Source organism: Pseudomonas sp. P1_F1_2 (genome assembly GCF_056405815.1).
Genome location: NZ_JBFUBK010000021.1, coordinates 38,596 through 56,382 on the forward strand (window position 1 = coordinate 38,596; position 17,787 = coordinate 56,382).

Consider the following 17,787-nt stretch of genomic DNA (forward strand, 5'->3'; position numbering starts at 1 on the left):
AACGTGGTGAAGCATGCCGTTAGCGGCTTGTTATTAGCGTAGTCAGAGATGCTGGCCATGGCGCGCCATGATGTGCCGCACCACGCTGTAGTCCTGAAGCGAGTCACTGGACAGGTCTTTGCCGTAGCCCGAACGCTTCAGGCCACCATGGGGCATTTCGCTGACCAGCATGAAATGGCTGTTGATCCAGGTGCAGCCGTACTGCAAGCGCGCTGCGACCTGCATCGCCTTGTCCAGGTTTTGGGTCCAGACCGAGGAGGCGAGGCCGTATTCGGAGTCGTTGGCCCAGTCCACGGCTTGTTCGAGCCCGTCAAAACGGGTCACGGTGACCACCGGCCCGAACACTTCACGCTGAACGATTTCATCGCTCTGCTTGCAGCCGGCCAGCAGCGTCGGCTGGTAATAGAAGCCGGCACCGGAATGCACCGCCGCACCGGTCACCCGCTCGATGTGCGGTTGGCCGAGGGCGCGTTCGACAAAACTGGCCACGCGGTCGCGCTGGCGGGTGCTGATCAGCGGGCCGATTTCGTTATCGGCATCGCGCTTGCCGGCGAAACGCAGGCTGCTGACCGCCGCGCCGAGCTCAGCCACCAAACGATCATGAATCCCGGCCTGTGCGTAAATCCGGCACGCGGCGGTGCAATCCTGACCGGCGTTGTAATAACCGTAAGTGCGCACACCCTCGACCACCGCTTGAATGTCCGCATCGTTACAGACGATCACCGGCGCTTTGCCGCCGAGTTCGAGGTGCGTGCGCTTCAAGGTTTTCGCCGCTGCTTGCAGGATTTTTTGCCCGGTGACGATATCGCCGGTCAACGACACCATGCGGATTTTCGGGTGACTGACCAAGTGGCTGCCGACCCCTTCACCGCCGCCGCAGACAATATTGATCACACCACGCGGCAGGATCTCGGCCAGGGCTGGGGCCAGGGCGAGGATGGACAACGGCGTGTGTTCGGACGGCTTGAACACCAGCGTGTTGCCGGCGGCAAGGGCCGGGGCGATTTTCCACGCGGCCATCATGATCGGGTAATTCCACGGCGCGATAGAGGCGACGACCCCTATAGGATCGCGGCGCACCATGCTGGTATACCCCGGCAGGTATTCACCGCTGAGCTGGCCGGTCTGGCAGCGCACGGCGCCGGCAAAGAAACGGAACACATCCACTGTCGCGCTCAAATCGTCCTGACGGGCCAGGTGCAACGGCTTGCCGCAGTTCAGGGATTCGAGACGGGCGAGGAGGTCGGCTTGTTTTTCGATGGCATTGGCGATGTCCAGCAACAGGTTCGAACGTTGCTGTGGCGTGGTCCGTGACCAACTGGCGAAGGCGTGATGGGCGGCGAGAATCGCGGCTTCCACTTGCTCGGTGCTGGCCTCGGCGATGTGCGTCAGCACTTCCCCGGTGGCGGGGTTGAGGATGGGTTCGACAAAACCCTGACCCGCGACCAATTCGCCATCGATCAACAACGCGGTGAACAACGGGGTCTGCGCGCCAGCCATCTTTCGGGTTCTCTTTTCTTGTGTGGCCATGCTGCTCCCTGTGACTGGGGCCGGCCGTCTTATATAGATGCAACAAGACTAGTGCGCGGACCCGAGGTCGACAAATACTAAATACTGAAGGTGGCGTTCGATTAAATAGATGGCTTGCGCCCGCCGTGGGGCTGCTCGCGCGCAACCGTCAGGAACGGGTCCACCAGCGCTGGCCGCGCCGTGCCGCGACGCCAGGCCAGGCCGACGTCGAGGGTCTGGCTCAGGTCGGCAATCGGGCGCGCTTCGATGATGTCGCCCTCCAGCGACCACGGGCGATAGGTCATGTCGGGCTGGATCGATACGCCCAAACCGGCCGCCACCAGGCTTCGCACGGCTTCCGTCGACGCGGTTCTCAGGGTGATGCGTGGTTGCAGCGACGCGGCGGACCACATGCGCTGGGCATTACGGTCCATTTCATCGACGTTCAGTTGAATCAGCGGCTCTCGCGCTACGTCGGCGAGGTTGATGCTGTCGTGTTCCAGTAGCGGATGCTGCGCCGGCAGCCACAAGCGATGGGGCGAATGGGTCAGGACTTCGGTTTGCAGGGCGTGGCGGTCTTCGAGGTTGGAGAGGATCAACACGCCGACGTCGATCTCGCCGCTGACCAGCAAATGCTCGATGTAGGGGCGTTCGTCTTCCATTACGCGGATTTCGACGTTGGGGTAGGCGCGTTGGAATCTTGTCAGCAAGTCCGCCAGGTAATAGCCGGCCACGAGGCTGGTCACCCCGACGATCAACTGCCCGGCCACCTGATCGGTGCTCTGTTGCAGGCTGCGCTTGGCGTTGTCCACCGTGGCCAGGATCAAGTGCGCCTGACGCAGGAATTGATGGCCCTGATGAGTCAGGCTCATCCCCTTGGCGTGCCGGTTAAACAGGCCTACGCCTATCTCCTCTTCCAGTTGCTGGATCGCCAGGGTCAAAGTCGATTGGGAAATGAACGCGGTTTGCGCGGCGGCGGAGATCGAGCCGGTCTCGGCCACGGCGATGAAATGACGAATCTGACGCAGGGTCATCATGGGACAGTACCCGGTGGGCGGTTTTTATAGATTCGCTCGAGTGTATATCTTTTTATTCGATGGGCCGTTTTATCCTGGCAACATTCAGAAGCACTCTCGCCGGGAGACGCGGGGCACTTTCGAATTAGGCTCGGGGCCTTAAGTGTCCGGTTAACCCCTTTCCTGGAGGCGGCAAAATGAATACCCGTGGATTGCTCGATCAACTGCTCAAGTCCGGTCAGGACCTGCTGCAGAACAAGGCCGGCGGCAATCAGAACAAGGCGTCCAGCGGTGGCCTCGGCGGTTTGCTCTCGGGCGCGAGCGGCGGTGCAATAGCTGCGGGCGCCATGGGTTTGTTGCTCGGCAGCAAAAAGGCTCGTAGCGTCGGCGGCAAAGTCGCCGTCTACGGCGGCCTCGCCGCGTTGGGCGTGATTGCCTACAAGGCCTTTGGCAACTGGCAGGCCCAGCAAGGCACGGCACCGAACACTGAACCGCAAACCCTCGATCGCTTGCCCCCGGCGCAAGTTGAACTGCACAGCCAGGCGATTCTCAAGGCGTTGGTGGCTGCAGCGAAAGCGGACGGCCATATTGATGAACGCGAGCGTGCGCTGATCGAAAGTGAGTTCAGCAAGCTCGACAACGATCAGGTGTTGCAGCACTGGCTGCATGCCGAACTTAACAAACCGCTGGACCCGACGGACGTTGCCCGGGCTGCCAGCACGCCGGAAATGGCCGCCGAGATGTACATCGCCAGCGTGATGCTGGTGGATGAGCAGAACTTCATGGAGAAGTCCTACCTCGATGAGCTGGCGCGGCAGTTGAAGCTGGAGCCGGGGTTGAAGGCAGAGCTGGAGAAGCAGGTGCGACAGGTTTCCCTGTAAGTCCTGGATTGAGAACCGCCGCACACCGTCTTATAAATGAAACAACGCCCTCGGCTATACTCCCCAGCATTTGAACCGCCCCGAGGACTGACTGTGAAAAACTGGACGTTGCGCCAACGCATCTTGGCGAGCTTTGCGGTAATCATCGCCATCATGCTGTTGATGGTCGTCGTCTCGTATTCACGGCTGTTGAAGATCGAAGCCAGTGAAGAAAGCGTTCGCGATGATGCGCTGCCGGGGGTGTATTTCAGCTCGATGATTCGCAGTGCCTGGGTCGACAGTTTTATCCAGACCCAGGAGATGCTCGGCCTCAAGGAAGGGCAGGGCGTCAGTGTCGAAGACGCCGCCGATTTCAAGGCGTTCGAGGCGCGACTGCTGGAGCAGATGAACAACTATCGACGCACGGTGACCACGGAGGAAGACAAGGTCGAAATCGCCGCGTTCGAAAAGCTGCATGAGGAGTACCAGAAGATCCTGGCGAAACTCCTCGACCTGCATAAGAACAATCAGGAGGCCGACGCCATCAAACTGTTCAATGAACAGCTGACCCCGGCGTGGACGGCGGGCCGGATGAAACTCAACGACATCATCCGCGAAAACAAAGCAGTGGCCGACCAGGACATGGCGAACATTGACGACGCCGTGGTCACCGCGAAGGTCATCATGGGCATTTCCTTGCTGATTGCGGTGCTGGCCGCCGGCCTGTGCGGTTTGCTGCTGATGCGCGCGATCATGGCGCCAATGAACCGGATCGTGGACATCCTCGAAATCATGCGCACCGGCGACCTTAGTGGCCGTTTGAACCTGGAGCGCAAAGACGAATTCGGCGCCGTGGAAACCGGCTTCAACGACATGATGACCGAGCTGACGTCGCTGGTGTCTCAGGCCCAGCGCTCGTCGGTGCAAGTGACCACGTCGGTGACCGAGATCGCCGCCACGTCCAAGCAGCAGCAAGCCACCGCCACGGAAACCGCCGCCACCACCACGGAAATCGGCGCGACCTCCCGAGAAATCGCCGCGACGTCCCGGGACCTGGTGCGCACCATGACTGAAGTCTCCACTGCTGCCGATCAGGCTTCGGTGCTGGCCGGTTCCGGGCAGCAAGGCCTGGCGCGCATGGAAGACACCATGCACTCGGTGATGGGCGCGGCCGATCTGGTCAACGCCAAACTGGCGATCCTCAATGAGAAGGCCGGCAACATCAACCAGGTGGTGGTGACCATCGTCAAAGTCGCCGACCAGACCAACTTGCTGTCGCTCAACGCTGCAATCGAAGCCGAGAAGGCCGGTGAATACGGTCGCGGGTTCGCCGTGGTCGCCACCGAAGTGCGGCGCCTGGCGGATCAAACCGCTGTCGCCACTTATGACATCGAACAAATGGTGCGCGAGATCCAGTCGGCGGTGTCTGCCGGCGTGATGGGCATGGACAAGTTCTCGGAGGAGGTGCGCCGGGGCATGTCCGAAGTGCAGCAGGTCGGCGAGCAGTTGTCGCAGATCATCCATCAGGTGCAGGCGCTGGCGCCGCGGGTGTTGATGGTCAATGAAGGCATGCAGGCGCAGGCCACCGGTGCCGAACAGATCAACCATGCGCTGGTGCAGTTGGGTGATGCCAGCAGCCAGACCGTCGAGTCGTTGCGCCAGGCCAGTTTCGCCATCGACGAACTGAGCCAGGTGGCCGTCGGGCTGCGCAGCGGCGTTTCGCGATTCAAAGTCTGATGAGCGAACTCGCGGGCAAACGCGGCGCCGTGGTGCCGGCGAAGCAATCGTTGTTCCTGGTGTTTCGCATCGCCAGCGAGCGTTTTGCCTTGCAGGCCATCGAAGTGGCGGAAGTGTTGCCACGCCTGCCTTTGAAGCCGATTCCACGGGCGCCTGATTGGGTCGCCGGGGTCTTTGCTTATCGCGGCGCCGTCGTACCGGTGATCGACCTTTGTGCGCTGACGTTCGGTCAACCGGCGCAGGCCCGTACCAGTACGCGGCTGGTGCTGGTGCACTATCGGCCGGATGACACGACACCCTCGATGTTGCTGGGCCTGATCCTTGAGCAGGCCACCGATACCTTGCGTTGTGACGCTGCGGACTTCAAACCCTATGGTTTGGACAACCGCCAGGCGCCGTACCTGGGGCCGGTTCGGGAGGATGCGCAAGGACTGCTGCAATGGGTACGGGTCGTTGATTTGCTCGATGATCAGGTTCGCGCGCTGCTGTTTCCTTCGCCACCGCTGGACCTGGCATCGCTTGAGGAGCGGTCATGAGCAGCGATCAGCGTTTTTTCGATTTCCTCAAGGAACGTATCGGCCTCGACGTGACGTCGGTGGGCCCGGCGATCATCGAGCGCGCGGTGCGCCAGCGCAGCACGGCGTCCAATGCGCTGACGGCCGATGAGTATTGGCACACACTGCAAGGCTCGCAGGATGAGCAGCAGGCATTGATCGAAGCGGTGATCGTGCCGGAGACCTGGTTTTTCCGTTATCCGGAATCCTTCGCGACCCTGGCGAAACTGGCGGTAAAACGGCTGGCCGAAATCAACAACATGCGTGCGCTGCGAATTCTCAGCCTGCCGTGTTCCACGGGTGAGGAGCCGTATTCCATCGCCATGACCCTGCTTGATGCCGGGCTTGAACCGCATCAGTTCAAGGTAGAAGGCATGGACGTCAGCCCACTGTCGGTGGAAAAGGCCAGGCGTGCGGTCTACGGGAAAAACTCGTTTCGCGGTCACGATATCGCGTTTCGCGACCGCCATTTCAGTGCCGAAGACGACAGTTATCGCCTCAGCGAGCGCGTGCTTGAGCAGGTGCGTTTGCAGGTCGGCAACCTGCTTGATCCGGCCTTGCTCGCTAACGCGCAACCTTATGATTTTGTGTTCTGCCGCAACTTGCTGATCTATTTCGATCAGCCAACCCAGCAGCAGGTTTTTGAAGTACTCAAGCACCTGACGCATGTCGACGGCGTGCTGTTTATCGGCCCGGCCGAAGGTGGTTTGTTGGGGCGTTTTGGCATGCGCTCGATTGGCATTGCGCAGTCGTTTGCGTTCAGCCGCCAGAGTGCGCCACAGCCTGAGCCGTTTCCCGTGTTCGTGCCGGCGCCGCTGCCGGTACGCCAACCCGTGCGCAGCGTGACACCGCCAACCGTGCGTAACCGCCCGTTCACCCCCCTCACGTCGCCAATCGCGGCGAAAGCATCGGACGCGATTGCGTTGCTGGCGAACATCGCGGTGCTGGCCAACGAAGGCAAAAGTGTCGAAGCCCGCGCCGCGTGCGAAGGGTATTTGCGCAGCCACGAGCCGGTCGCCCAAGTGTTTTACTGGCTGGGGCTGCTCAGCGATGTCAGTGGAAACACCTTCGAAGCCCAAGGTTTTTATCGCAAGGCGTTGTACCTTGAACCGCAACATCCCGACGCGTTGATGCACCTGGCGGCCTTGCTGCAATCCCAGGGTGATGCGGCGGGTGCCAGACGATTGCAGGACCGCGCCGCCCGCAGCGAGCGCGCTGACAGTGAGCGTAAACGATGAGCGCCTCCGACACCTTGAACGTTACCCATGARGATGCCCAGGCCATCGACGATTGCTGGAACCGCATCGGTATTCACGGTGACAAGTCCTGCCCGCTGCTGACCGAGCACATTCACTGCCGCAATTGCGCGGTGTACTCGGCCGCCGCTACGCGTTTGCTCGACCGCTACGCCTTGCAGCAGGACGACCGCGTGCAACATTCGGCAGCGGTTGAAACCGAGGTGAAAACCCGTTCGCTGCTGATGTTCCGACTCGGCGAGGAATGGCTGGGCCTGGCCACTCGCAGCCTGGTGGAAGTGGCGCCCCTGCAAGCCATTCATTCGTTGCCGCACCAGCGCTCCCGGGCGTTGCTCGGCGTGGCAAATGTGCGCGGAGCGTTGGTCGCCTGCCTGTCGTTGGTGGAATTGCTCGGGCTCGACGCCACCAACAACGTGGCCACCGGTGCGCGGGTCATGCCGCGCATGCTGATCATCGCCGCCCACGGTGGGCCGGTGGTGGTGCCGGTGGACGAGGTTGACGGGATTCATGCCATCGACGAACGAATTCTGGATGCCGCATCGCAATCGGGCACTCAGGCCAGCGGCAAATACACCCGAGGCGTGTTGCCGTTCAAAGGTCGCAGTTTGCGCTGGCTGGATGAAGAACAGTTGCTGTCCGCCGTGACCCGGAGCCTCACATGACCCCCGAGCAAATGCGCGACGCTTCGTTGCTCGAACTGTTCAGCCTGGAAGCCGAGGCCCAGACCCAGGTCCTGAACGCCGGGCTGTTGGCGTTGGAGCGCAACCCGACTCAGGCCGATCAACTCGAATCGTGCATGCGCGCGGCGCACTCGCTAAAGGGCGCCGCGCGGATCGTCGGTGTCGATGCCGGGGTCAGTGTTGCGCATGTGATGGAAGACTGCCTGGTCAGCGCTCAGGAAGGGCAGTTGTACTTGCGGCCCGAGCACATCGATGCGTTGTTGCAAGGCACCGATCTGCTGATGCGCATCGCCACGCCGAACAACAACCTGACACCGGCGGATATCGAGGCCTATGTGGCGTTGATGGCCCATGTACTTGATCCGTTGGCACCGGTCGAACCGCTCAGGGACGAACGTCTGCCTGAACCGCAGACCGTCGAGTTGCCGGCCCCGGTCATTGAGCCGCCAGCCGCCCCGGTTGAAACCCCGCGCAAGGCTAAACGCACCACCGAAAACGGTGAGCGCGTGCTGCGCGTCACGGCCGAGCGCTTGAACAGCCTGCTCGACCTGTCGAGTAAATCCCTGGTGGAAACCCAGCGGCTCAAACCACACCTGGCGACCATGCAGCGCCTCAAGCGCATACAAAACAACGGTCTGCGGGCACTGGAAAACCTCAACGTGCATCTCAAGGAGCACGCCTTGAGCCTTGAAGCTCAGGAGGCGCTCGAGGATGCGCGGCGGTTGCTGGCGGAATCCCAGCAACTGTTGATCGAAAAAAACGCCGAGCTGGATGAGTTTGCCTGGCAGGCCAGTCAGCGGGCGCAGGTGCTGTACGACACCGCGCTGGCTTGTCGCATGCGCCCGTTTGCCGACGTGTTGAGCGGGCAGGTGCGCATGGTCCGCGATCTGGGCCGGGACTTGGGTAAACAGGTGCGGCTGGAGATCGAGGGCGAGAAAACCCAGGTCGACCGCGACGTCCTGGAAAAACTCGAAGCGCCACTGACGCACTTGTTGCGCAACGCCGTGGATCACGGCATCGAATCCCCGGAACAAAGGTTGCTGGCCGGCAAACCGGGGGAGGGGGTGATTCGTCTGCGTGCCTCCCATCAGGCCGGTCTGCTGGTGCTGGAGTTGAGCGATGACGGCAACGGCGTCGACCTGGAAAAGGTCCGCCGCACCGTTGTCGAGCGGCAGTTATCCCCAGCCGAAACCGCCGCGCAATTGAGCGAAGAAGAGCTGCTGACGTTTTTGTTCCTGCCGGGTTTCAGCCTGCGCGACAAGGTCACCGAAGTCTCCGGACGTGGTGTCGGGCTGGATGCGGTTCAACACATGGTCCGCCAATTGCGCGGAGCGGTGGTGCTGGAGCAAACGGCGGGCGCAGGCAGCCGCTTCCACCTCGAAGTGCCGCTGACGCTGTCGGTGGTCCGTAGCCTGGTGGTGGAAGTCGGTGACGAGGCTTATGCGTTTCCGCTGGCTCATATCGAACGCATGTGCGACCTGGAGTCGGCGGACATCGTGCAGGTCGAAGGGCGTCAGCATTTCTGGCATGAAGGTCGGCATGTCGGCCTGGTGGCGGCCAGTCAGCTGTTGCAGCGCCCGGTCAGCCAGAACAGTCAGCAGACGCTCAAAGTCGTGGTCATCCGCGAGCGCGATGCGATTTACGGCGTGGCGGTCGAGCGTTTTATCGGCGAGCGGACATTGGTCGTATTGCCGCTGGACGAACGTCTGGGCAAGGTGCAGGACATCTCCGCCGGGGCCTTGCTCGACGATGGTTCGGTGGTGCTGATCGTCGACGTCGAAGACATGCTGCGTTCGGTGGACAAACTGCTCAATACCGGGCGCCTGGAGCGCATTGCCCGCCACAGCAATCAAGCGGTCGAGGCGGCGCGTAAACGGATTCTGGTGGTTGATGACTCACTGACGGTTCGCGAGTTGCAACGCAAGCTGCTGCTCAATCGCGGCTACGATGTGGCCGTGGCGGTTGACGGTATGGATGGCTGGAACGCCCTGCGCTCGGAGGATTTCGATCTGCTGATCACCGACATTGATATGCCGCGCATGGATGGCATCGAACTGGTGTCGTTATTGCGCCGGGACAATCGCCTGCAATCGCTGCCAGTGATGGTGGTGTCGTACAAGGATCGCGAGGAAGACCGTCGTCGTGGACTGGACGCCGGGGCCGACTATTATCTAGCCAAGGCCAGTTTTCATGACGATGCCCTGCTTGATGCAGTGGTTGAGCTCATCGGAGGAGCAAAGGCATGAAAATCGCGATCGTCAATGACATGCCCATGGCGGTAGAGGCTTTGCGCCGGGCCTTGGCGTTTGAGCCGGCGCACCAGGTGATTTGGGTCGCTGGCAATGGAGCGGAGGCGGTGCAGCTTTGCGCCGAAAATACGCCGGATCTGATTTTGATGGACCTGATCATGCCCGTCATGGACGGGGTGGAAGCGACCCGGCGGATCATGACAGAAACACCGTGCGCCATTGTCATCGTCACCGTTGACCGCCAGCAGAACGTGCATCGGGTGTTCGAGGCCATGGGCCACGGCGCGCTGGACGTGGTCGACACCCCGGCCCTCGGTGCCGGCAATGCCCAAGAGGCGGCGGCCCCGTTGTTGCGCAAGATCATGAACATCGGCTGGCTGATTGGTGGCCGCAACGCTCAAGTCCCGAAGGCACCGAGCCCGCATCGCAGTTCCGCCTCGCGCCAGCGCCTGATCGCCATCGGCTCATCCGCCGGCGGGCCGGCAGCGCTGGAAATTCTGCTCAAGGGTTTGCCGCGAGATTTTTCGGCAGCGATCGTGCTGGTCCAGCATGTGGATCAGGTCTTCGCTTCCGGCATGGCCGAATGGCTCGGCAGCGCCAGTGGCTTGAACGTGCGCCTGGCAGTGGAAGGTGAGGCGCCCCAGGCTGGCACGGTGTTGCTGGCCGGTACCAACCACCATATTCGCTTGCTGAAAAACGGCACGCTGGCCTACACCGCTGAACCGGTCAACGAAATCTACCGTCCTTCAATTGATGTGTTTTTCGAAAGCGTTGCCAATTACTGGAACGGTGACGCCGTGGGGGTTTTGTTGACCGGCATGGGGCGCGATGGCGCGCAGGGGCTTAAACTCATGCGCCAACAGGGTTACCTGACCATCGCTCAGGACCAGAACAGCAGTGCGGTGTTCGGAATGCCCAAGGCGGCCGCGGCCATCGACGCTGCTGTGGAAGTCCGCCCACTGAACAAGATCGCACCACGATTGCTGGAGATCTTTCCGAAATGACCACCATTAGCAGTAATCCTGGCAAAGGCAGTATTCAGGTGACCGCACATGAATGAATTACAGCTCGACGACTACAAAACCGACGAAAACGCCGCCATGGTGTTGTTGGTGGACGATCAGGCGATGATCGGCGAAGCGGTGCGTCGCGGGTTGTCGAACGAAGACAATATCGACTTCCACTTCTGCGCCGACCCGCACCAAGCCATTGCCCAAGCGATCCGCATCAAGCCGACGGTGATCCTTCAGGATCTGGTGATGCCCGGTCTGGACGGCCTGAGCCTGGTGCGCGAGTACCGCAATCATCCGGCGACCAAGGACATTCCGATCATTGTCCTGTCGACCAAGGAAGACCCGCTGATCAAGAGCGCGGCGTTTGCGGCCGGGGCCAACGATTATCTGGTGAAGCTGCCGGACAACATCGAGTTGGTGGCGCGCATTCGCTATCACTCGCGCTCCTACATGACGCTGTTGCAGCGCGATGCGGCGTACCGGGCGTTGCGGGTCAGCCAGCAGCAACTGCTCGACACCAACCTGGTGCTGCAACGCCTGATGAACTCCGATGGCCTGACCGGGCTGTCGAACCGCCGGCATTTCGATGAGTACCTGGAACTGGAGTGGCGCCGTTCGCTGCGTGACCAGAGCCAATTGTCGTTGCTGATGATCGATGTGGATTACTTCAAGTCCTATAACGACAGCTTCGGCCATCTGGAGGGCGACGAAGCCTTGCGCAAGGTGGCGACGGCGATTCGCGAGGCCAGCGCTCGCCCGTCCGACCTGCCAGCCCGTTACGGTGGCGAAGAGTTTGCGTTGGTGCTGCCCAATACCACGCCGGGCGGTGCGCGGCTGGTGGCGGAGAAACTGCGTCAAACCGTGGCCGCGCTGAAAATTCCGCACATTTCACCGACCGAAGGCTCATGCCTGACCATCAGCATCGGCCTGTCCACCATGGTCCCGCAGCAGGGCAGCGATTGCCGGCAATTGATCTCGGCGGCGGATAAAGGGCTGTATCTGGCGAAGAACAATGGGCGTAATCAGGTGGGGATTGAGTGAAGTAATACGCGACCTGTAGCAGCTGCCGAGCCTGCGAGGCTGCGTCCGGCGGCAAAGCCGTCGTAAAACCATACAACACGGTCTACCAGGCAAACCGCGTGCGCAGGATTGGCGAGGACTTCGTCCTCGGACGCGGCCTCGCGGGGCTCGACCGCTGCTACAGGGATGTTCCATGGTTTCAATCAAAACCATTCGCCGGTAAAGCGGCCAGGCGGGCTGCCGTGACAGCCTGATTACGTTATACTCGCCGGCTTTCAAAAGTTCGCCAACGAGTGCTGCCCGCCATGGAAATCAACCCGATCCTTAACAGTATCAAGGACCTGTCCGAGCGCTCCGAAACTATTCGGGGGTATCTTTGACTACGATCAAAAGCATGAGCGTCTGACTGAAGTCAATCGCGAGCTTGAAGATCCGTCTGTCTGGAACAACCCGACGTACGCTCAGGAACTGGGCCGCGAGCGGTCCATGCTGGCGCAGATCGTCGAAACCCTCGACGAAATGCACTCAGGCCTGGCCGACGCCAAAGACCTGCTGCTGATGTCCGCCGAAGAAGAAGACCAGGCCGCCGTCGATGACGTCGCTGCCGAAGTCGAGCGCCTGCGCGAGTCGCTGGAAAAACTCGAATTCCGTCGCATGTTCAGCGGTGAAATGGATGCCAACAACGCCTACCTGGATATCCAGGCCGGCTCCGGTGGCACCGAGGCTCAGGACTGGGCCAACATCCTGCTGCGCATGTACCTGCGCTGGGCTGACAAGCGCGGTTTCGACGCGACCATCATGGAGCTGTCCGCCGGTGAAGTCGCCGGGATCAAGGGCGCTACCGTGCACATCAAGGGCGAATACGCCTTTGGCTGGTTGCGTACCGAAATTGGCGTGCACCGTCTGGTGCGCAAGAGCCCGTTCGACTCCGGTAACCGCCGCCACACCTCGTTCTCGGCCGTGTTCGTGTCGCCGGAAATCGATGACAACATCGAAATCGACATCAACCCGTCGGACCTGCGCATCGACACCTACCGCTCCTCCGGTGCCGGTGGTCAGCACGTAAACACCACCGACTCGGCCGTGCGGATTACCCACGTACCGTCCAACACCGTGGTCAGCTGCCAGAACGAACGCTCCCAGCACGCCAACAAAGACACCGCGATGAAAATGTTGCGGGCGCGCTTGTACGAGCAGGAAGTGCAGAAACGCAATGCCGCCTCCCAGGCCCTGGAAGACACCAAGTCCGACATCGGCTGGGGTCACCAGATCCGCTCGTATGTACTCGATGCGTCGCGAATCAAGGATTTGCGCACTAACATCGAACGCAGCGACTGCGACAAGGTGCTCGACGGCGATATCGACGAATACCTGGTGGCCAGCCTGAAACAAGGCCTGTAAGCCATGCAATACAGGATCGACTGACATACCTCGATCCTTGTAGGAGCCGGCCTGCCGGCGATCCCCAGGCCGCAGGCCTGGGGGCAACGAACCTGTGATGGAATATTTAAAGACATGAGCGACCTAGAACTCGACCCGCAAGCCCTGCAACAGGAAGAAAACTCCCTGATCGCCCTGCGCAAGGAAAAGCTTGCTGCCGAGCGCGCCAAGGGCAATGCCTTCCCGAACGACTTCCGCCGCGAAAACTACTGCGAAGATCTGCAGAAGAAATACGCGGACAAGACCAAGGAAGAGCTGGCAGAGGCTGCAATTCCGGTCAAGGTTGCCGGTCGCATCATGCTCAACCGTGGCTCGTTCATGGTGATTCAGGACATGACCGGGCGGATTCAGGTTTACGTCAACCGTAAAACCCTGTCCGAAGAAACCCTGGCCGCCGTGAAGACCTGGGACATGGGCGACATCATCGCCGCCGAAGGCACCCTGGCCCGTTCCGGCAAGGGCGACCTGTACGTTGAAATGACCACTGTGCGCCTGCTGACCAAGTCGCTGCGCCCGCTGCCGGACAAGCACCACGGCCTGACCGACACCGAACAGCGCTACCGTCAGCGTTATGTCGACCTGATCGTCAACGAAGACGTGCGCCAGACCTTCCGCGTTCGTTCGCAAGTCATCGCGCACATCCGCAGCTTCCTGATGCAGCGTGACTTCCTGGAAGTCGAAACGCCGATGCTGCAAACCATTCCTGGCGGTGCGGCGGCCAAGCCGTTCGAAACCCACCACAACGCGCTGGACATGGGCATGTTCCTGCGTATCGCGCCAGAGCTGTACCTCAAGCGCCTTGTTGTTGGCGGTTTCGAGAAAGTGTTCGAGATCAACCGCAACTTCCGTAACGAAGGCGTTTCGACTCGTCACAACCCTGAATTCACCATGTTGGAGTTCTACCAGGCTTACGCCGACTACGAAGACAACATGGACCTGACCGAAGAACTGTTCCGTGAGCTGGCGCAGCTGGTTCTGGGCAGCACCGACGTGCCTTACGGCGACAAAGTGTTCCACTTCGGCGAACCGTTCGTGCGTCTGTCGGTGTTCGACTCGATCCTCAAGTACAACCCTGAGCTGACCGCTGACGACCTGAACGACATCGACAAGGCTCGCGCCATCGCCAAGAAGGCCGGCGCCAAGGTGCTGGGCTTCGAAGGTCTGGGCAAGCTGCAAGTGATGATTTTCGAAGAACTGGTCGAGCACAAGCTGGAGCAGCCGCACTTCATCACCCAGTACCCGTTCGAAGTGTCGCCGCTGGCTCGTCGCAACGATGACAACCCGAACGTCACCGACCGTTTCGAATTGTTCATCGGCGGCCGTGAAATCGCCAACGCCTACTCCGAGTTGAACGACGCGGAAGACCAGGCTGAGCGTTTCATGGCGCAAGTCGCTGACAAGGACGCGGGCGATGACGAAGCCATGCACTACGACGCCGACTTCGTGCGCGCGCTGGAATACGGCATGCCGCCAACGGCGGGTGAAGGCATCGGTATCGACCGTCTGGTGATGCTGCTGACCAACTCGCCGTCGATCCGCGACGTGATCCTGTTCCCGCACATGCGGCCGCAAGCGTAAGTGTTTCAATTAAGAAGCCGCCTTTTCAGGCGGCTTTTTATTGCCTGTCTGGCACAAACGTATCAATTTGTTGCTTTCATCTGAGAGGAAAGACCTGTCGTGAATCGTGCAATGGCTCAAGAAGGTGCAGCGGGTATCGCCACTGCGGTCGCTGAAAGTGTTCAGTACCAGGGCCGCAAGGCCAGCCGACAGGGCAGCGAGCAGCGTCGACAGGACATTCTCGATGCGGCGATGCGCATTGTCGTGCGCGATGGCGTGCGGGCCGTGCGCCACCGGGCGGTGGCGGCCGAGGCCGGCGTACCGTTGTCGGCGACGACCTATTACTTCAAGGATATCGATGACTTGCTCACCGATACCTTCGCTCAATACGTGGAACGCAGTGCGGCGTTCATGGCCAAGTTGTGGGTGAACAACGAAGGCCTGCTGCGCGAGATGGTGGTCAGCGGCGACGGCAGCCCGCAGGCTCGCGCGCAACTGGCGGACGATATCGCTCGACTGATGGCGGACTACGTTCACCGGCAATTGATCAACCGTCGCGAACACTTGATGGCGGAACAGGCGTTCCGTCAGGAGGCCTTGTTGAACCCGCGCCTGGCGGAACTGGTGCGCTCGCATCAGCAAATCCTCCTTCAGGGCACGTGCCAGCTTTTCGAGGTATTGGGTTCTCGTGAGCCACAAGAGGATGCCAAAGTGTTGACGGCGATTATCGGACGGATGGAGTATCAGGGCTTGCTCAACGACGCGGAGCCTGTGGGCGAAGAAGAAATGCTCGGTATCCTCAATCGTTACATGCACTTGGTACTCGCGTCGGTGTAATCCCTGAGGACGCCACAAAACCCTGTGGGAGCGAGCTTGCTCGCGATGACGGCCTGACATTCAACATCTCTGTTGGCTGACACACCGCTATCGCGAGCAAGCTCGCTCCCACAGGGGCAGGTGTTCAGTTCAGGGCTGCGTGTGTTCATAGGGAGTGTTGAATGAAAGCCTGGCGTGGCGTAGTGATCGCCTTGTCGTTGTTGCTGCTCAGTGGCTGTCTGGTGACCTTCAAGGAGCCTCTGCCCGCAAGCGACCCCGCGCCCAAAGGTTTACTCGGCAAATGGACCAGCACCAACGCCTGGGGCGAACCGATGAACCTTGAGTTGACGCGCATCGGCGACAATCGCTATCAGGCGGTCAGTTACTTCAAGGCAACCCCCGGCGAACGTGAAGCCTATCCCTTCACCGTCTCGCGCCATGGCAGCCGCTGGTACTTGTCGGCGAAGGTGCCGGCCAAATTCGGCGGGCATTTCACCATTGCCGGTTTCGAGCTCACTGAACAACATGAACTGGTGGTCTACAACCTCGACCTCGAGCAGATCAACCAGGCCCTCGGACAAAAAGTCTTGAGTGGCGAAGACTTCCAGACCGATGACGGCGACGGCGTATTGGTCAACAACTCGATGGATCAGGTGTTTACTTACCTCGACGATCCGGCCAATTCCGATGTCTTCGTCGAAGCGGTGCKCTATCAGCGCATGGCCAAACGCAAATAAACCCAGTACATAACGGCTTTTCTACAGGAGTTTCGGGTGGACGATTACCAGCAGACGATACGCATTTTGTCCGATCGCATTGTGCTGGCGCAGACGCCGATTCGGGTCCTTGATGCGGTCAAGTGGGACGACACTATCCGTCAGAAATTTCTCAAGGCCAAGGGCAAGGAATTGYCTGCCGTGGACCGTGACTATTACCTGAATCGGCCGCTGGCGTTCGATTCCAGCCAGGTGAAACTGGAGTTCCAGAACATCGAGCGCGACATCACCCGCCAGCTCGGCCAGTTCAATCCGGTCGGCCAGATCATGCGTCGCATGTGCAAGGAATACCGCATGGTGGTGCGCATGCTCGAAGCGCGCGGCACCGAGGATTTCGGGCTGATTTCCCAGGAGCTGTATGGCGCCGCGTCCGATGCGTTTCACGCTGGCGACCCGACCTTGTCCGACCTGGGCCTGATGCTCTCCGATTACCTGAACAATATTGATGGCCGTGGCGATCTCAAGGATGAACCGAAGACGTTGACCGCCAAGGACGCTGTCGCGATGCTGCAGCATCGTTTGAACAAGGTGTTTGGCGAGGCCGAGGAAACCATTCGGGTGTTTGAGTCCGACGGCATCGTCGCCGATGCGGCAGCGGGGGCCGACTACATCAAGATCCGCTCCGACGCGATGTTCAACGACCGCGACGTGCGAGCCCTGGAGGTTCACGAAGGGCTGGTGCACGTAGGCACCACGCTCAATGGTCTGAACCAGCCGATCTGCACCTTTCTGGCCAAGGGCCCGCCGTCCTCGACGGTGACGCAGGAAGGCCTGGCGATCCTGATGGAAATCATCACCTTCGCGTCCTACCCGAGTCGCCTGCGCAAACTGACCAACCGCACCCGCGCCATTCACATGGTGGAGGAGGGCGCGGACTTCCTGCAGGTGTTCGAGTTTTTCCGTGAGCAAGGGTTTGAAATGCCCGAGAGCTACAGCAACACCAGTCGCGTTTTCCGTGGCTCGGTGCCGACAGGTCTGCCATTTACCAAAGACTTGTCCTACCTCAAGGGCTTCATCATGATTTACAACTACATTCAGTTGGCGGTGCGCAAAGGCAAGCTGGAGCAGATACCGCTACTGTTTTGCGGCAAGACCACGCTGGAAGACATGCGCACCTTGCGCCAGTTGGTCGATGAAGGATTGGTGGTGCCACCCAAGTACTTGCCCGAACAGTTCCGCGACCTGAACGCGCTGTCCGCATGGATGTGCTTCTCCAACTTCCTCAACCACCTGAGCCTGGACCGGATCGAGGCGGATTACTCCAACATCCTGTGAACCATGAGATCCCCTGTAGGAGCCGAGCT

Annotated in this window: 15 protein-coding genes; 13 read left to right on the plus strand and 2 right to left on the minus strand. The window is 60.5% G+C overall.

Annotation, left to right across the window (positions count from 1 at the left end):
- Positions 1-42: 42 nt before the first annotated feature.
- Both AC1D2P_RS08770 and AC1D2P_RS08775 read right to left on the minus strand, forming a co-directional pair.
- Positions 43-1,530 (minus strand): gamma-aminobutyraldehyde dehydrogenase, encoded by a 1,488-nt coding sequence (locus AC1D2P_RS08770; protein WP_077430810.1) that lies wholly within the window; start codon positions 1,528-1,530, stop codon positions 43-45.
- A 101-nt stretch (positions 1,531-1,631) separates the two neighbouring features.
- Positions 1,632-2,546, minus strand: a complete 915-nt coding sequence (locus tag AC1D2P_RS08775; protein WP_046029088.1) for a LysR family transcriptional regulator — start codon at positions 2,544-2,546, stop codon at positions 1,632-1,634.
- Between the two features lie 176 nt (positions 2,547-2,722).
- Between AC1D2P_RS08775 and AC1D2P_RS08780 the strand changes: the two genes are divergently transcribed.
- The 13 genes from AC1D2P_RS08780 to AC1D2P_RS08840 all read left to right on the plus strand — a co-directional run bounded on the left by AC1D2P_RS08780 (position 2,723) and on the right by AC1D2P_RS08840 (position 17,758).
- Positions 2,723-3,406 (plus strand): tellurite resistance TerB family protein, encoded by a 684-nt coding sequence (locus AC1D2P_RS08780; protein ID WP_109786030.1) that lies wholly within the window; start codon positions 2,723-2,725, stop codon positions 3,404-3,406.
- A gap of 93 nt (positions 3,407-3,499) precedes the next feature.
- Complete coding sequence (locus AC1D2P_RS08785) at positions 3,500-5,122, plus strand: methyl-accepting chemotaxis protein (protein WP_109786029.1); 1,623 nt, start codon at positions 3,500-3,502, stop codon at positions 5,120-5,122.
- Entirely contained in the window at positions 5,122-5,658 is a 537-nt protein-coding gene (locus tag AC1D2P_RS08790; RefSeq protein WP_046029103.1) for a chemotaxis protein CheW, read from the plus strand. Before AC1D2P_RS08785 ends, AC1D2P_RS08790 begins: the two co-directional genes overlap by 1 nt.
- The gene (locus AC1D2P_RS08795; RefSeq protein ID WP_223523822.1) at positions 5,655-6,914 is read left to right on the plus strand and encodes a CheR family methyltransferase; all 1,260 of its coding nucleotides are present in this window, start codon (positions 5,655-5,657) and stop codon (positions 6,912-6,914) included. Before AC1D2P_RS08790 ends, AC1D2P_RS08795 begins: the two co-directional genes overlap by 4 nt.
- A complete protein-coding gene (locus tag AC1D2P_RS08800) occupies positions 6,911-7,594 on the plus strand; it encodes a chemotaxis protein CheW (RefSeq protein ID WP_046029107.1) in 684 nt (227 codons plus the stop codon). The genes AC1D2P_RS08795 and AC1D2P_RS08800 overlap by 4 nt, the downstream gene beginning before the upstream one ends.
- Positions 7,591-9,858: a response regulator gene (locus AC1D2P_RS08805; RefSeq protein WP_477757758.1), complete on the plus strand. Its 2,268-nt coding sequence runs from the start codon at positions 7,591-7,593 to the stop codon at positions 9,856-9,858. Before AC1D2P_RS08800 ends, AC1D2P_RS08805 begins: the two co-directional genes overlap by 4 nt.
- On the plus strand, positions 9,855-10,865 hold the full coding sequence (gene cheB, locus AC1D2P_RS08810; protein WP_109786027.1) for a chemotaxis response regulator protein-glutamate methylesterase: 1,011 nt from the start codon (positions 9,855-9,857) through the stop codon (positions 10,863-10,865). Before AC1D2P_RS08805 ends, cheB begins: the two co-directional genes overlap by 4 nt.
- 48 nt (positions 10,866-10,913) lie before the next feature.
- Positions 10,914-11,915: a response regulator gene (locus AC1D2P_RS08815; RefSeq protein WP_046029115.1), complete on the plus strand. Its 1,002-nt coding sequence runs from the start codon at positions 10,914-10,916 to the stop codon at positions 11,913-11,915.
- Positions 11,916-12,199: 284 nt separating this feature from the next.
- Positions 12,200-13,295, plus strand: a protein-coding gene (gene prfB, locus AC1D2P_RS08820) for a peptide chain release factor 2 (protein WP_109786026.1) whose coding sequence is annotated in 2 segments (ribosomal slippage) — positions 12,200-12,271 and positions 12,273-13,295 — 1,095 coding nt in all. Because the reading frame shifts where the segments join, the coding sequence is not laid out codon by codon here.
- Between the two features lie 114 nt (positions 13,296-13,409).
- Positions 13,410-14,912, plus strand: coding sequence for a lysine--tRNA ligase (gene lysS / locus AC1D2P_RS08825; RefSeq protein ID WP_046029121.1), 1,503 nt, complete (start codon positions 13,410-13,412; stop codon positions 14,910-14,912).
- Between the two features lie 99 nt (positions 14,913-15,011).
- On the plus strand, positions 15,012-15,728 hold the full coding sequence (locus tag AC1D2P_RS08830; protein ID WP_046029123.1) for a TetR/AcrR family transcriptional regulator: 717 nt from the start codon (positions 15,012-15,014) through the stop codon (positions 15,726-15,728).
- A 161-nt stretch (positions 15,729-15,889) separates the two neighbouring features.
- A complete protein-coding gene (locus tag AC1D2P_RS08835) occupies positions 15,890-16,444 on the plus strand; it encodes a hypothetical protein (RefSeq protein WP_477811395.1) in 555 nt (184 codons plus the stop codon).
- A 36-nt stretch (positions 16,445-16,480) separates the two neighbouring features.
- The gene (locus AC1D2P_RS08840) at positions 16,481-17,758 is read left to right on the plus strand and encodes a flavohemoglobin expression-modulating QEGLA motif protein (RefSeq protein ID WP_477811396.1); all 1,278 of its coding nucleotides are present in this window, start codon (positions 16,481-16,483) and stop codon (positions 17,756-17,758) included.
- Positions 17,759-17,787: the final 29 nt, after the last annotated feature.

Bases quoted from the DNA above. Each gene is read 5' to 3' on its own strand.
- AC1D2P_RS08770 (WP_077430810.1), bottom strand. From the start codon at position 1,530: ATGGCCACACAAGAAAAGAGAACCCGAAAGATGGCTGGCGCGCAGACC.
- AC1D2P_RS08775 (WP_046029088.1), bottom strand. From the start codon at position 2,546: ATGATGACCCTGCGTCAGATTCGTCATTTCATCGCCGTGGCCGAGACC.
- AC1D2P_RS08780 (WP_109786030.1), top strand. From the start codon at position 2,723: ATGAATACCCGTGGATTGCTCGATCAACTGCTCAAGTCCGGTCAGGAC.
- AC1D2P_RS08790 (WP_046029103.1), top strand. From the start codon at position 5,122: ATGAGCGAACTCGCGGGCAAACGCGGCGCCGTGGTGCCGGCGAAGCAA.
- AC1D2P_RS08795 (WP_223523822.1), top strand. From the start codon at position 5,655: ATGAGCAGCGATCAGCGTTTTTTCGATTTCCTCAAGGAACGTATCGGC.
- AC1D2P_RS08805 (WP_477757758.1), top strand. From the start codon at position 7,591: ATGACCCCCGAGCAAATGCGCGACGCTTCGTTGCTCGAACTGTTCAGC.
- cheB (WP_109786027.1), top strand. From the start codon at position 9,855: ATGAAAATCGCGATCGTCAATGACATGCCCATGGCGGTAGAGGCTTTG.
- AC1D2P_RS08815 (WP_046029115.1), top strand. From the start codon at position 10,914: ATGAATGAATTACAGCTCGACGACTACAAAACCGACGAAAACGCCGCC.
- lysS (WP_046029121.1), top strand. From the start codon at position 13,410: ATGAGCGACCTAGAACTCGACCCGCAAGCCCTGCAACAGGAAGAAAAC.